General features: G+C 61.8%; 12 protein-coding genes. 5 read left to right on the top strand and 7 right to left on the bottom strand.

From position 1 onward, the window contains the following. The first annotated feature begins 70 nt into the window (after positions 1-70). The 5 genes from tam (at position 71) to adhP (ending at position 3,832) form a co-directional block, all read left to right on the top strand. A complete protein-coding gene (tam, locus tag ACQKEN_RS15440; protein WP_427686725.1) occupies positions 71-835 on the top strand; it encodes a trans-aconitate 2-methyltransferase in 765 nt (254 codons plus the stop codon). Positions 836-917: 82 nt separating this feature from the next. Beyond that, positions 918-1,421, top strand: a complete 504-nt coding sequence (locus tag ACQKEN_RS15435) for a cupin domain-containing protein (protein WP_427686723.1) — start codon at positions 918-920, stop codon at positions 1,419-1,421. Between the two features lie 146 nt (positions 1,422-1,567). Beyond that, a complete protein-coding gene (locus ACQKEN_RS15430; RefSeq protein ID WP_427686721.1) occupies positions 1,568-2,353 on the top strand; it encodes a sulfite exporter TauE/SafE family protein in 786 nt (261 codons plus the stop codon). A 268-nt stretch (positions 2,354-2,621) separates the two neighbouring features. Further along, positions 2,622-2,804 (top strand): hypothetical protein, encoded by a 183-nt coding sequence (locus ACQKEN_RS15425; RefSeq protein ID WP_427686720.1) that lies wholly within the window; start codon positions 2,622-2,624, stop codon positions 2,802-2,804. After that, positions 2,801-3,832, top strand: coding sequence for an alcohol dehydrogenase AdhP (gene adhP, locus ACQKEN_RS15420; RefSeq protein WP_427686718.1), 1,032 nt, complete (start codon positions 2,801-2,803; stop codon positions 3,830-3,832). The genes ACQKEN_RS15425 and adhP overlap by 4 nt, the downstream gene beginning before the upstream one ends. A gap of 449 nt (positions 3,833-4,281) precedes the next feature. On the opposite strand, the gene ACQKEN_RS15415 is transcribed toward adhP, so the two are convergent. The 7 genes from ACQKEN_RS15415 to treZ form a co-directional block, all read right to left on the bottom strand. After that, positions 4,282-4,587, bottom strand: a complete 306-nt coding sequence (locus ACQKEN_RS15415; RefSeq protein ID WP_427686716.1) for a DUF6482 family protein — start codon at positions 4,585-4,587, stop codon at positions 4,282-4,284. Positions 4,588-4,842: 255 nt separating this feature from the next. After that, the gene (locus ACQKEN_RS15410) at positions 4,843-5,172 is read right to left on the bottom strand and encodes a hypothetical protein (protein WP_074885710.1); all 330 of its coding nucleotides are present in this window, start codon (positions 5,170-5,172) and stop codon (positions 4,843-4,845) included. Between the two features lie 667 nt (positions 5,173-5,839). Next, positions 5,840-8,026: a glycogen debranching protein GlgX gene (gene glgX, locus ACQKEN_RS15405; protein ID WP_427686714.1), complete on the bottom strand. Its 2,187-nt coding sequence runs from the start codon at positions 8,024-8,026 to the stop codon at positions 5,840-5,842. A 200-nt stretch (positions 8,027-8,226) separates the two neighbouring features. Next, the gene (locus ACQKEN_RS15400; protein ID WP_427686712.1) at positions 8,227-8,682 is read right to left on the bottom strand and encodes a DUF2934 domain-containing protein; all 456 of its coding nucleotides are present in this window, start codon (positions 8,680-8,682) and stop codon (positions 8,227-8,229) included. A 16-nt stretch (positions 8,683-8,698) separates the two neighbouring features. Beyond that, positions 8,699-11,485, bottom strand: a complete 2,787-nt coding sequence (locus tag ACQKEN_RS15395; protein ID WP_427686710.1) for a malto-oligosyltrehalose synthase — start codon at positions 11,483-11,485, stop codon at positions 8,699-8,701. Next, on the bottom strand, positions 11,482-13,566 hold the full coding sequence (gene malQ, locus ACQKEN_RS15390; RefSeq protein WP_427686708.1) for a 4-alpha-glucanotransferase: 2,085 nt from the start codon (positions 13,564-13,566) through the stop codon (positions 11,482-11,484). The genes ACQKEN_RS15395 and malQ overlap by 4 nt, the downstream gene beginning before the upstream one ends. Beyond that, a complete protein-coding gene (treZ, locus tag ACQKEN_RS15385) occupies positions 13,556-15,382 on the bottom strand; it encodes a malto-oligosyltrehalose trehalohydrolase (RefSeq protein WP_427686707.1) in 1,827 nt (608 codons plus the stop codon). Before treZ ends, malQ begins: the two co-directional genes overlap by 11 nt. Between the last annotated feature and the right edge of the window lie 13 nt (positions 15,383-15,395).

Genomic DNA, 15,395 nt, shown 5'->3' with positions numbered 1-15,395 from the left:
TCACCCCATTTGTGCTCGCGGCCCGCGCGTTCTACTCTCGGCCACTCCCTGCAGCCAAGAGGAAGGCCCGATGAGCTGGTCCGCCACGCAGTACTCCCTGTTCGAGCAGCAACGCACCCGACCGGTACGCGACCTCGTCGCCGCCATTCCTCTGGCCTCGGCCCACAGCGCTATCGACCTCGGCTGCGGTCCCGGCAATTCAACGCAAGTGCTGGCCGAGCGCTTCCCGGAAGCCACGGTAACCGGGCTGGACAGCTCCGATGACATGCTGCGCGACGCCCGTCAGCGGTTGCCGAACATTGCATTCGAACTCGCCGACATCGGCAGTTGGAACCCGGCACAGACTTACGATGTGATTCTCGCTAACGCCTCGCTGCAATGGGTGCCTGACCACGCGGCGCTTTACCCGCGGCTGGTCAGCCTGCTAAATCCGGGTGGCGTGCTGGCGGTGCAGACGCCTGACAACCTGGAGGAGCCGGCCCATCGTCTGGCGCGGGCCATCGCCGCGAGTGCCGAGTGGGCCGGCAGGATTGGCGGCGTCAAGCACCCCGACCGACACCCCGCCGCCTACTACTTCGAACGGCTAAGGCCCCATTGCGCCGAGGTCGATGTCTGGCGCACCACGTATCACCATCCTCTGCCTGGTGGTCACGGGGCGGTGGTGGAATGGTTCAAAGGCTCGGCGCTGCGGCCGTATCTGCAAAAGCTGGATGAGTCGGCGCAGCAGGCATTTCTCGATGCGTACCTGCAGGCGATCAGTCAGGCCTACCCGGCGCTGGACGACGGCACGGTGCTGCTGCCGTTCCCGCGCCTGTTCATCGTTGCAACCCGTTGACGCGTGCGTCTTGCATCAAACGCTCTGATGCGGATGTTTTGCGACCCGTGATCGATACCGCTGTTTTGTTAATGGAGTGAGCATGAGCAATGACCCCGGCGTACTGGCCGCGCGCCTGATTCGCAACTTCAATGACGTACCGCTGCAGCATGAACGCCGCGACCCGCTGTACGAGAGCCACGCCGCACGCCTGGGCACCGACACCGTCGCGCAGAAGCTGGGCGCATCGGTGGACATCGTCGCGCCGGGCAAGCGTTCCTGCCCTTATCACTTTCATTACGCTCAGGAGGAAATGTTCGTCATTCTGGACGGGCAGGGCACCCTGCGCGTGGCGGGTGAAATGCTGCCGATCCGCAGCGGCGATGTGATCTTCATTCCGCCCGGTCCGGAGTATCCCCATCAGATCATCAACACCTCTGACGCGCCGCTGAAGTACCTATCCATCAGCACCCGCGAGACGCCTGAGGTGTGCGAATACCCGGACTCCGGCAAGTATCAGGCGATGGTCACCATTAATGGGGCACGAGCGTTTGCGGCCGTGCAGCGCCCCGATGCGACACTGGATTACTGGGAAGGCGAGCCTTGATTCACGGCTCATGCATGCGCCCATGATCCGTTTGGTTATAACCATAGAACGTCTCGATCTAGCCTAGATATAAGAAAAGCAGCGGTCCTTAGAGCAAAAATCGCTATTCTGCCCGCCGGCTTTCAAATGTGCAGTCAGGCAGAGCAATGGATTTTGGCAACGCAGGTTTCGTCGTCGCAGGGCTGGTGGTCGGTTTCATCGTTGGCATGACGGGCGTTGGCGGTGGATCGCTGATGACCCCGATCCTGTTGTGGTTCGGGATCAACCCCGCCACCGCAGTGGGCACCGATCTGCTGTATGCCGCCATCACCAAGAGCGGCGGCGTACTGGTTCACAAGAAGAACGACAACATCGACTGGGGCATCACCGGCTGGCTGACCCTGGGCAGCGTGCCGGCCGCCGGGCTGACGCTGTGGTTTCTGAGCAGCCTGCACACTGCACCGGACGCGATGAACTCGGTGATCAAACAGGCACTGGGCGTGGTGCTGCTGCTAACCGCGCTGGCGATCTTTTTCAAGAAACGTCTGCTGGCGTTTGCCCAGCGCCACGCGGGTGATCGCTACCGCCTCAGCAGCCGAAGCCTGAACGGGCTGACGGTGCTGACCGGCGTTATCCTGGGCACCATGGTCGCCCTTACGTCCATCGGCGCCGGCGCCCTCGGCACCGTGGCGCTGTTCCTGCTGTATCCCTTCCTCGAAACCCGTCGGCTGGTCGGCACCGAGATCGCCCACGCCGTTCCCCTGACCCTCATCGCCGGCATCGGTCACGCCAGCATGGGCAACATGAACTGGTCAATGCTGGGCTACCTGCTGATGGGATCACTGCCGGGCATCTACATCGGCAGCCACCTGACCGGCCGGATCCCCGACGCCATCCTGCGCCCGTGTCTGGCGCTGATGTTGCTGGCGATCGGTTACAAGCTGGCGTTCTGAGCGCTGCGTAGATGGACCTGCTGCGCAGCCGTCCGAGGTCGAGGATTTCCACCGCTCGCCCGGACATGCTGACGATTCCCTGACAGCGCAGCGAGCCGGTTGCGAGGCAGATCATCCCCAGGCGCATGTCCGGATAACCGCTGATGCGGTTCTTTCTGATCCAGATCAATACGCGCCACCCCCAGGCGAGCACACTGGCCGTCGATTGATGCAGGTCAGACACCGCCAAGCATGGCCACGCGCCGAGGGGTCAGCGGATACCGGCACCTTGCTGAACCTGATGCAGTGGATCGGCCAGCATGCCGAAGCATTTATCTGTGCGGCAGCGTACCGGGTGGTTCACGGCGGCGATCGCACGCTGACAGGCGCCCGCGTGGATTCGACCCTGGTGCGCGAGCTGCAGGCGCTCGTCCCCGAACCAACGCCTCCCAGGCAAAGGAAAACTTCATGAAAGGCAAAATGAAAGCGGCAGTGGTCGAAGCATTCGGCAGCCCGCTGGTACTTCGCGAGTGGGACATTCCCACGCCGGGCCCCGGCCAGATCCTCATCAAGACCGAAGCGTGCGGGGTCTGTCATACCGACTTGCACGCGGCGAGGGGAGACTGGCCGGTCAAACCGGTGCTGCCGTTCATTCCGGGCCATGAAGGCATCGGCATCGTCGTCGCCTTGGGTGCCGGCGTGACCAGTGTGGGCGAGGGGGATCGGGTGGGCGTGCCGTGGCTGTATTCAGCGTGCGGTCACTGCGAATATTGCCTGAGCGCATGGGAAACCGTGTGCGCCAGCGCCGAGTTCGGTGGTTACACGCGCAATGGTGGATTCGCCGAGTACATCCTCGCTGACCCTGAATACGTCGCACGCATTCCCGCCGGGCTTGAGCCCCACGAAGCCGCGCCGATCATCTGCGCCGGAGTGACTACTTACAAGGGCATCAAGGAGGCCGATGTCAGACCGGGTCAGTGGATCGTGATCTCAGGGATTGGCGGTCTAGGGCACTTGGCCGTGCAGTACGCCAAAGCCATGGGCCTGCGCGTGTGTGCGGTGGACGTCGACGACGGCAAACTGGCCCATGCCACCCAGTTGGGCGCAGACGCGGTGGTAAACGCCCGCAAGGGTGATCCGGTGCAAGCGGTCAGGGACGTCACCGATGGCGGGGCGCACGGTGTACTGATCACCGCGCCCTCGCTGGCGGCATTCAAGCAAGGGGTGGGCATGACCCGCAAGCTCGGAACGTGTGTCCTGGTCGGCTTGCCGCCGGGCGAGTTTCCGCTGTCGCTGTTCGAGGTGGTCGCCAACTGCATTACCGTGCGCGGCTCGTTCGTCGGCACCCGTCAGGATATGGTCGAAGCGTTGGCGTTCGCCGCCGAAGGCAAGGTGAAAGCCGACATCGAGCTGCGGCCGTTGGCCGAGATCAATCAGGTGTTCAGGGAGCTTGAACAAGGCGAAGTGAAGTCGAGGATCGTCATCGATTTCCGCGGGTGATCCACGCCTGCTGCCGTATGCACCCAATAGGACTGGCTTTAGCCGGGAAGGCGCCAGTCGTCACGCCGCAGAATCGAGGGTGCTCACGCTGGCCTCTTCCCGGCTGAAGCCGGTCCCACTAAATGTCTTGCATGCATCCAGTGAGACCTGCTGCGACGCGAACTTGTGGGACCGGCTTTAGCCGGGAAGGCGTCGGTGGTCACGCTGCAAAATCGAGGGTGCTCACGCTGGCCTCTTCCCGGCTGAAGCCGGTCCCACTAAATGTTTTGTATGCATCCAGTGAGACCTGCTGCGACGCGAACTTGTGGGACCGGCTTTAGCCGGGAAAGCGCCGGTGGTCGCGCTGCAAAATCGAGGGTGTTCACGCGGGCCTCTACCCGGCTAAAGCCGGGCTAACTGAAACCTCGCATGCATCCAGGAAGAACCCGCACCCATCGCGCGTATTTGGATCAATTACCCGAGCGAAACGGGATTGGCTGGCGTGGTGCTTCGGGCGTGGTGTGCGGCTGGCCGACCATTTCGTCGTAGACCACCGGGTGGACGATGAACAGTTTCACCTCCTGGGTGGAGGACAGGCATTTGCGCGCTTCGTCGATGGAGGCGACGTGCAGGACTTTTCCATCCGGGCTGGTGACGGCATTGGACTTGCCATCCATGAGCGCATGTATGACGTAGGAGCCACCTTCGACCGAGACCAGATTGACCTCGGTGACTTCTCCGGCCTTGACGTGTTTGCTGAGCTTGTCCAGATCCATTACGGCACCTTAATGACGCCCGCGGGCGTTGTCTGTTCCATGGATTGATGCGAAACCGTCGACGCGGCTTGCCTGTATTTGAAGAGGATGACGGTGGCAAGTTCAACGCAAAAACAGGGGAGGCGGGCGAGGGGGCGTTGGCGGGGAATTTCAACAAGAGTGCCGGCACATCAAAAAAGGAGCCGGCACCTGAAAAACCCGCCGCCACCTGCGAAAACCATCAGCAGGCGGCAGCGGAAGTCAGGACAGCGGCGGTCAGCAGAGCTTGTCGATGACGCGCAGGCCAGGCGCTTGCTGCACGGCGCCCCATTCACTGCTCAGGGTTTCCAGCACTTGGCCAAGGAACTGCTTGTCCGCGGCGGCCTTCTTGCCGACATAGCCGTGGCCCTTGCGGTACATCTTCAGCCGGGCACGCATGTGCGGGTGCTGGCTCTCGAACTGTTCTTCCTCGGTGCAGGCACCCAGGCCGTCCATGTGCACGTTGCCTTCCTCGCACACCCAGAGAATGTGGCTATCAAGGGAATCCTTGCGTGCGGCGAACAGTCGAGCCAATTGATCAATGGTAGGTTGGTTGTTCAGGTTCATGGTTGTTACCCCTTTTTGACCACTGGTTAATCTATCGAGTGAGTTCAAACGCAATGTCGAATCGTCCGTCGATTCGCAGTCCTTCCAGATGCTGACAAGCAGGGTCCGTCGGTACACAGAGCCGGTGCCGGGCCACACGTGTGTGGGCATTGATGAGCGCAGAGGGGAAAGATCGGACCCGGGAGAGAAGAGGCGGACGCCTTGAGGACACGGGCGACTGAGTGGTCGACCACAAGTGTCATGAGGACGTGTCGCCAGCACTCGGCCTGGTGGGTCGATCTTGCCGGTTCGGCTTCATCAATCTGCCTTGTGGGCAGCACACATCCAGAGGTTGTTCGACGGCTGTGTCGAACGGGCCCGGAATACCTTTGCCAGCTCTCCCGATCGGGGAGACGCCTGCACTATGCAGTCGGCAAAAGGCCTCGTCAACGGTTTTGTAGTGATTATTTTATAGCACTACATAATTTGTAGTTTTAGAACATGCAGGTCGATTCGTGACTACAAGGTCAATGAAACCGGGAGGGTTAGCGGAGGGCCAGGGGCGCAGACTGGAAAACAGGGGGCCTTAAACGACGCTTGCCCGCGACCGGATCAGTCAACCATTACATCTGGCTGACTGACCCCGTCGCGGGCAAGCAGGTGTCGCTATAAATCCAGGCGCGAACCGTTACGCCTGTGGAGCCTTCTGCAGTTCAAACAGCAACAGCGAACGCGGCGTGACCGTGTACTCGCTGCCAAACTCGAACTGATCCTTGCCATCGATTTCCGGCTGATTGGTGTCGATCAGGCTGGTCCAGTTGAGGCCTTCCGGCACCTCCGGCAGCGTGAAGTTAACGCCGTCGTGGTGGGAGTTGACCACCAGCAGCAGCGTCGCTTCGGAGCCACGACGACGGATACCGGTTTCCTGCGCGCGGCCATCCATCAACATGCCCAGGCAGCGGCCGTTCGGGTCTTCCCACTGCTCGATGGTCATCTCTTCGCCGCTTGGCGACAGCCAGGTCACATCCTTGACGCCCAGCGCGTCGTTGTAATCGCCCACCAGGAAGCGGCTACGACGCAGGATCGGGTAGGACTGACGCAGCTTGATCAGACGCTTGACGAACGCCAGCAAGGCCTTGCCGTCTTCGTCCAGGTCCCAGTTGACCCAGCCGATCTCGCTGTCCTGGCAATAGGCGTTGTTGTTGCCGTGCTGGGTACGGGCGAATTCGTCACCGGCGACCACCATCGGCGTACCCTGAGCCAGCAGCAGCGTCGAGAAGAAGTTGCGCATCTGACGCAGACGCAGCGCGTTGATTTCCGGATCGTCGGTCGGACCTTCGACGCCACAGTTCCAGGAACGATTGTCGTTGCTGCCGTCCTGATTGTTCTCGTCGTTGTCTTCGTTGTGCTTGTCGTTGTACGACACCAGGTCGTGCAGCGTGAAGCCATCGTGGGCGGTGATGAAGTTAACCGAAGCGTACGGCCGGCGACCGCGCTGGTTGAACAGGTTGCCCGACGCCGTCATGCGGTTGGCGAAGTCTGCCAGCTGGCCTTCATCGCCTTTCCAGAACGCGCGAATGTTGTCGCGGAATTTGTCGTTCCACTCCGCCCAGCCCGGCGCGAAATTGCCGACCTGATAACCGCCTGGACCGCAGTCCCATGGCTCGGCGATCAGTTTTACCGAACGCAGCACCGGATCCTGACGGCAGGCCACGAGGAAGCTGTGGCGTTCGCTGAAACCATCGTGGTAACGGCCGAGGATGGTGGCCAGGTCGAAGCGGAAACCGTCGACGTGCATTTCGGTCGCCCAGTAACGCAGCGAGTCGGTGACCATCTGCAGGACGCACGGGTGGCTCAGGTCGAGGGTGTTGCCGGTACCGGAATCGTTGATGTAGAAGCGCTTGTCATCCGGCATCAGGCGGTAGTAGGAGGCGTTGTCGATACCGCGCATCGACAGGGTCGGGCCGCGCTCGTTGCCTTCGGCGGTGTGGTTGTAGACCACGTCCAGGATCACTTCCAGGTTGGCATGGTGCATGTGCGCAACCATTTCCTTGAACTCGGAAATCTTGCCGTGGGCCAGGTAACGTGGATCCGGTGCGAAAAACGCCAGGGTGTTGTAACCCCAGTAGTTGGTCATGCCCTTTTCCAGCAAGTGCTGGTCGTTAACGAAGGCGTGGATCGGCAGCAATTCGATCGAGGTGACGCCCAGGCCTTTGATGTGCTTGATCACGTCGTCGACCATCAGGCCGGCGAACGTGCCTTTGACTTCATCGGGCACCGATGGGTGACGCATGGTGAAACCGCGGGTGTGGGTCTCGTAGAAAATCGTCTTGTCCCACGGCACGTCCACGCGCTGCTCGCGGCCCCAGGTGTAAGCAGGGTCGATGACCTTGCACTTGGGCACGAACGGCGCGCTGTCGCGCTCGTCGAAGCTCAGATCGTCGTCCGGGTGACCGATGGTGTAACCGAACAAGGCTTCGGACCACTTCAGCTCGCCGACCAGTTGCTTGGCATACGGGTCGATCAGCAGTTTGTTGTGGTTGAAGCGATGGCCGTTTTTCGGATCGTACGGACCGTAGACGCGGTAGCCGTAGACCTGACCCGGGTGGGCGTCCGGCAGGTAACCGTGGAAGATTTCGTCGGTGTATTCCGGGAGCTCAATACGCTCAAGCTCCACTTCGCCGGCGGAGTCGAACAGGCACAGTTCGACTTTGGTGGCGTTGGCGGAGAAGATGGCGAAGTTGACGCCAAGGCCGTCCCAGCTGGCGCCCAGAGGGAAGGGCAGGCCTTCACGGATGCGCGATGCGGTGACTTCGGGGCTGCCAGCGTTGCCGGATTCATTCTGTGTAGCGGCTTTCTTATCTTGCGTGCTCATGTGTATTCCTGACGTGCGAATGAGTTCCTGAAGGCGAACAAAGCCGTGGCCTCAGTGCAGGACTGCGCCAGCGATGCAACAGGGTGGGTGCAACAGGGTGGTGCGACTGATTCAAAACTACCGCAGGGAAACGACCGTTTAGCGACGATCCCTGCGGCAGGGGTACTGGCTTTGCGACGATGACGCGTTACGCCTTGGGATCAGGGCGTAGGTGGCTTGGCTGCGGCAGGCTTCTTCGCAGAAGACTTGGCGGCGGGCTTGGCCGGTTTGGCGGAAGCGTCAGCACTGCTCGCCGGAGCCTTGGGCTTGGCAGCAGGCTTGGCCGGTGCCTTGGCCGCTGGTTTTGCGGCAGGCTTGGCGTCTGCTTTGGCATCGGCAGTACCGGCCGGTTTGTCCGCAGGCTTGGCCGCAGATTTCGCAGCCGGTTTTGCAGCGGCCTTAGGGGCAGGTTTGGCGGCGGCAGCCTTGGGCTCCGCTTTGCCGTCAAGCTTGGACTTCGCCGTCTTAGCAGCAGCCGGTTTTTTAGGCGACTTCGCCTCGGCGGCGGCCAGCTTGCTGGCCATTTCCCAGTGGCGGGCGTCTTGCCCATGTGGCTTGCCTTCCGTTTCCCAGATCTGGTGGGCAAGCTCGCTGATTCTTTTATCGTCGGCACTCATCTCGACACTCCCGGTATCACAAGGTTTGTATAAGCAGGTTTACAGAAATTTCCTTGAGCGCTGCGCTGAGCAACATTTCCTTGCTGGATGTGACTGTAGCCTGTGAAAAAAGTCCCTTCCAATTTGGATGTGAATCAGCGAACGGCAGGTTGATTCGTGTATCGCCCCAATTTGCTGCACTGATGAATGGAGTTTGCGCAGTGCCCAATAGTTCAGCCGGCAAGCGCGGAACCACAACAATAGCCCGCATCTCCTTCGTTACCCGGGCAAAAGCGAGGACGTGATCGGCCTGTTCCCCGACCACTTCCAGCGGTTGGTATTCGCCTTCACTGAACAGCGCGGGGTACTCATTGCGCAGGTTAAGCACCTGGGCAATCAACGCCTGCTTGATCCGGCCGTCGTGCCACTGGTTCAACAGCTCGGTGACCGGTGCGGACGCCTGCAACGCATGTTCGCGAGCGGGGTAGTCCACCGGACGACGGTTGTCCGGATCCACCAGGCTGAAGTCCCAGAACTCGGTGCCCTGATACAGGTCAGGCACACCGGGCGCAGTCATGCGCAGCAAAGTTTGCGCCAGACTGTTGAGCGCGCCGGCGGCAGCGATGCGATTGGCCGTGGCACCGATGGATTGACGCAGTGCCAGTCCGTCAGCGTTGAGCAGCACGTGCTCCAGAAACTCGCGGCAAGCGGTCTCGTAGGCTTCGTTGGGCGCGCTCCAGCTGCTGTGCAGTTTGGCTTCACGCAGGGCCTTTTCCTGCCACTGAGTCAGGCGCTTGGCATAGGCTTCGAAGGCGGGTTCGCCTTCAAGGTCCAGCGGCCAGCTGCCGATGATTGCTTGATACAGCATCAACTCGTCACCCGGGCTGATGGAGGTTTCGCCAGCCTTGAAGGGTGCCGACAGCTGCTGCCAGCGCTCGACCTGCTCGGCGTACCAGGGTGCCAGTTCGCTGAGCACGGCCAGACGGGTGCGGGTGTCTTCGCCGCGCTTGTGGTCGTGGGTGGCGGTGGTCAGCAGGTTGTTCGGGAAGGTCTGGTGACGCTCGATGCAGATCTGATGAAACGCCTCCGCCGGCGCACTGAAATGTTGCGGGTGAAAACCCACATCGTTGCGCGACAGCAGCACGGCGGAGCGATAGAACGAGGTGTCTTCCACCGACTTGGCCGCCACGGGCGAGGTCAGTTGCTGGAAACGGTTGCCGGCCTTGCGGCGCATTTCGCGCAACGGGCCCGTCGGGTAGTCGCGCAGCTTCTCGCCGCCCAGCCAGAGTTTCAGCGAATCCAGCACCGGCCAGTCGCCTTCGCCGAGCATTTCCCGCGCACCGTCCATGGCCTGCTGGAAAAAGCGCTCGTCTTCGGCTGAACGGCCGCAGGCGGTGAGGTAGGTGCGATAGACCGGGAAGTTGCTGACCAGCGCCAGCAGCGCGCGGCGGATGGCGCCAAGGGTCATGTCGCGGGTCATCACGTCACTGCGCGACACCTGCAGCAGTGCCTGGGCCAGGTTCTCGAAATCACCCGCCAGCGTGCCGTGCAGCACCAGATCACGAGCCTCCAGCACTTCCTTGTTGAAATCCTCGGTGCGTCCGCTGATGCGGCTCCACAGCTCGCCGAGCACCGCTTCACCTTTCGGATCGTGCTGCAGCAGCGACACCTGGTTCATGAATTCATAACCGGTGGTGCCGTCGACATTCCAGTCAGTGCGCAGCTGCTCGTCAGGGCCGAGGATCTTCTCGACGAAGATCGGCAGGCGATCAAGCTCGGTGCCTGCCGGGCGCAGTTTCATGAGGCTGTCGACGCGACGACGCAGCTTGCGGCAATAACCGCGCGGGTCGGCCAGCCCGTCGATGTGGTCGATGCGCAGACCGTCTACGAGGCCTTCAGCGATGAGTTCGAAAATCTTCCCGTGGGTGGCCTCGAACACCTGCGAGCGTTCGACCTTGAGGCCGCCCAGCTCGTTGATGTCGAAGAAGCGCCGCCAGTTGATGTCGTCGCCGGCTGTGCGCCAGCTGGCCAGACGGTAATCCTGCTGCTCAAGCAAACGGTGCAGGCGGTCGAAGCCTTCCGGTTTGCTGGAATCGAACTGCGCCAGACCGTCTTCGATGGCCTTGATGAGCTCCGGCTTGGCCTTGACCCGTTCCGCCAGCTCGGCTTTGGCCTGACGCGCACGCTCGTAGGCCTGAGGGAAATCGTCGAGATTGGCGAAACGCTGGGTCACATCGTCCAGTTCCGGACGCTTCGCAGCGCTCAGCAGCGGTGCGTAGGTGGCCGGGTTGATCGGGAAGTGGTGCTGATAGTGCTCGGCGTGGAAGCTGCCGGTCTCGGCATCGAAGCGCAGGGGGACCTCGCCGTTCTGCAGCACGGTGCCGTAGTCAGTGCTCAGGAACGGCAGCAACAATTGGCCCTTGAGCAGCGGGTCCGGGGAATTCCACTGGATGTCGAAGAACTTGGCGTACGGGCTGCGTTGGCCCCATTCGAGCAAGTCCAGCCACCAGGGGTTGTCATTACCGCCGACCGCCATGTGATTGGAGACGATGTCGAGAATCAGGCCCATGCCGTTCTCGCGCAACGCGGCAATCAGACGGCGCAAGGCTGGCTCACCGCCCAGCTCCGGGTTGATCACCCGTGGGTCGACCACGTCATAGCCGTGCATGGAACCGGCACGGGCTTTGAGCAGCGGCGAGGCGTAGATGTGGCTGATGCCCAGGCTGGCGAAGTAGGGCACCAGCCTGGTGGCGTCGTCGAGGGTGAAGTCTTTGTGGAACTGCAATCGCTGGGTGGCGCGTAGGGATTTAAGAGGGGTACTCATTTTTGATCACGCTCCGCGGCTTGTTTACGTGCCGCTTCCAGAATTTCAAGGCGTCGCGCTGCATCGGCGTTGTCCAGCAGTGAACCGCTGTCGCCGTTGAGCCGACGTCGCCAATTGGGATGACTGTCGATGGTGCCGGGGAAGTTCGCCTGCTCTTCGATACCGAGGGCGTCCTCGATCGGGAGCAGCACCAGCGGTGCCGGGGTGTGGCCAAGATAGGCAATGCTGTAGTCGATGATGTCGCTGGCGCTGATGTCGTCACCGCTGCCCGGCAGCGTGTAGTTCTGCTTCAGGGCCTTGATCAGACCTTTGCGTTCGCGCTCGCGGCCCTCACGCATCTTCTGCTCGGCCTCGTCATCGACGAGCCCCAGGGTTTTGTTCCACTGAATATCCAGCTCGCTCAGCCAGCCGGTGAGGGTGGGCAGGTCGTGGGTGCTGGTGGTGGCCAGTGCGTCTTTGGACCATTTGATGATCGGCTTGAACGTCGCGTCGTCCTGTTCGAACAGCAGCACGCGCATGCCGAGAATCTCGCGCTCGGACAGTTTCTCGTGCAGGCCTTCAGGCACGGTGCCGAGGTCTTCGCCCAAAACGATCGCTTCGTGACGCCAGGATTCCAGGCTCAACAGACGCAGCATGTCGTCCAGTGGGTAATTCAGGTAAGCGCCTTCACTCGCAGGCGATCCCAGCGGGACCACCCACAGGCGCTGCAGCCCCATCACGTGGTCGATGCGCAGGCCACCGGCGTGGGCGAAATTGGCCCGGAGCATCTCGATGAACGCCTGAAAGCCGTTGCGCTTGAGGCCGGTCGGCGAGAACGCCGAGATACCCCAGCTCTGGCCCGAGCGGTTGAGGATGTCCGGCGGTGCGCCCACGGTCAGCGCGGACAGCAGCTCGTCCTGGCGGCTCCAGGCCTGACTGCCGGCACCGTCTGCACCCACCGCCAAGTCGCCGATCAGGCCGACGCTCATGCCGCTCGAACGTGCTGCGGTCTGGGCGCGCTCAAGGCCGCGGGCGATCAGCCACTGCGCGAAGGCGTGAAAGCCGATCTCTCGCTCATGGGTTGCGGCAAAGGCGTCGAGCGCCGGGTCTTGAGGGTTCTTGTACTGCTCCGGCCATTCGTGCCAGTTACCACCAATGCCCAGCTCATCGCCGGCGTCACGCAAGGCTTCGAAGCGGCAGTGGTTTTCCAGCGCTTCGCCGCCCGCACGCCGGAAGCTGTTGAAATCTTCATGGAAGGGGTGATCGCTGCCGATGAACCCGGCATACAGCTCGCGTAGGAGGGCATATTTTGCCCTGGCGGCGGCGGGCCATTCGATGAGCTCCAGTGATTCCAGACGTTTGAACTCGTCAGCCAGGCCGGTTTTTTCGATCGCCAGCTCAACAGCACGGTCACCCAGAATAGTGCCTGGCGCTGCGTACAGCGCATTGAGGAACAGACGGCTGGACGGCGAGTAGGGGCTGTAGCGCTCGCTGTCGTTGGAAAACATCGCGTGAACCGGGCTGATTGCCACGGCCGAAGCGCCACGAGTGCCTGCGGCGCGAACGAACGCTTCCAGCCCTTGGGTATCACCGATACCGCCATCGCCTTCGCGACGCAGGTAGTACAGCTGAGTGGTCAGGCCCCAGTCGCGGGCGATCGCCTTCTTGCTGGCCATGGTCAGGCTGAAGCAGGTCTTTGGCGCCACGGCGAGGGTCAGATGTTGGCCATCTACTTCCAGTTGGTGATAGCCCACTGTGTCTAGCCCTGGCAGGGCGGCCTTGTCGGTCAGCTTCGCCTGGAGCAGCGAGCCGTCTTCCAGGGTCAGCGTGAACGCGGTGGCCGGCGCGAACCAGTTCGACAGGTCCAGGTCCTTGCCAAGGTCGACGGTCATCAACGGCGGCGGGGTGGCTGGCTGGCTTTCTTGGTTCAGGCGTTTGAGACTCGCTTCGACGTCTTCGTCCGTCTCGGCGGGGTAACCCAGGCCGCCGAGGACCTTGCGCAGGACCTCGGGGCTTACGTGTTGCGGTTTGGCGTTGGCGTCCTTCCAGTCAACCGACAGGCCCGCCTGGGCTGCCAGTTTTTCCAGTTGCTCATTGCTCATCCTGTTCCTCCACAACGTCACTCGATTTCAGGCTGACAATGGCCGTGTATGGATTGAGGGTGGCGGATGGGGAAAGTTCTGCGGACTTGGCGCGGGTCTGATGAAGGACTCTGTAAGCCGCGTAATCATCGGTGTCCACCGCCTCGGTGCCGAGGTTCAGATCGATGCGCAGCTCGCTGCCGTCACCCAGCTTCCAGCGGGCGCTGACCGCTTTGTCGCCGAGCTCTTTCACGCCGAGGGCGCTCGCGCCGTGCAGGCGAGGGAACAGCTCGGTCTTGCGGATGTGCAGCAAGGTTTTGTAGAGCTCAAGCCAGTTGCGATGGTCCTGACCCTTGTCGGTTTCCAGCAGCAACGCATCGAACGCCGGGCGTGAGGCCTCGAAGGTTTTCAGCGCGTTAGGGTCAGGGATCTGCTCGCGCTTGGCCGGGTCCTTGAACGCGGCGAAATCCTTGAACTCGCCGCGACGGCCTTCACGCACGGCGTCTGCCAGCTCGTCATGGAAGTCAGTGAAGAACAGGAAGGGTTCGCTCGCGCCCCATTCATCGCCCATGAACATCAGCGGAATCATCGGTGACAGCAGCAACAGCGCGGTCGCCGCCTGCAGTGCTTGCGGTGGGCTCAGCTGGACGAGGCGCTCGCCGAAGGCACGGTTGCCGATCTGATCGTGGTTCTGCAGAAACAACACGAAGGAGGTCGGCGGCAGGTGGCCGCTCGGTTCCCCCCGGGCATGACCATGGCGGGTGGATTCGCCTTGATAAACGAAACCTTCACCCAGTAGCCGGGCCAGTTTTTGCGTGGGTTTTTCGGCGAAGTCGGTGTAGTACGCGTCGGTCTCGCCGGTCAGCAGGACGTGCAGGGTGTTGTGGCCGTCATCGTTCCACTGGGCGTCGTAGCCCTGATCCATGCGCGCGGCTTCGTTGAATTCGTTTTCCAGGGTCAGCCAGACGTGACGCTCGGCCGGAATCGCATCGCGTACGTGCTGTGCCAGGTCTTGCAGGAAGGTCGGGTCTTCGATGGCGTGTACAGCGTCGAAACGCAGGCCATCGAACCGATAGTCCTGCAGCCACATCATGGTGTTGTGGATGAAGAAGTCGTGCACTTCACGACGGCGGAAATCGATCGCGTCGCCCCACGGGGTCTTCTTGTCGCTGCGGAAGAAATGCTTGGCGTAGGCGCCGAGGTAATTGCCGTCCGGACCGAAGTGGTTGTAGACCACGTCTAGAATGACCGCCAGGCCGAGACCGTGGGCGGTGTCGATCAGGTGCTTGAGCTGGTCGGGCGTGCCGTAGGACGACTGCGCGGCATAGGGCAGTACCCCGTCATAGCCCCAGTTGCGATCCCCCGGGAATTGCGCAATGGGCATTAATTCGATGGCGGTGATGCCGGTATCGACGAGGTGCTGGAGACGTTTTTCAACGCCCTCGTAGCCACCCAGTGCACCGACGTGCAGCTCGTAAATGACCGCCTCGTGCCAGGGCCTGCCTTGCCACCCAGTGTTCTGCCACTGGTAGGCGGTCTGGTCGACAACGATGCTGTAGCCGTGCACGTCGCCATCCTGAGCCCGGGAAGCGGGGTCAGGAACGGTGAGGGTGTTGTCTGCATCGAGGGCGACGTTGTAGCGATAGCGCGTGCCAGCACCACACTCGGTCTCGAGCACGAACCAGCCGTCCTGCTCTGGCTGAAGGGCCTGTGCAGGCCCGTTTTCGAATTCAACGCTGACGCTTTGGGCGTCCGGTGCCCAGAGGGCAAACCGGGTGTGTTGTGGATCGAGCATGACGGCGCCGTGGCGCCAGTTTTGATCCGTGCGCGAAGGCATCCGTAATTCCTTG

It is taken from the genome of Pseudomonas sp. NPDC078416, assembly GCF_050268485.1.
Lineage (GTDB): Bacteria > Pseudomonadota > Gammaproteobacteria > Pseudomonadales > Pseudomonadaceae > Aquipseudomonas.
Note: the sequence above shows the minus strand (reverse complement) of the source record. Positions and strands in the feature narration are given on the sequence as shown.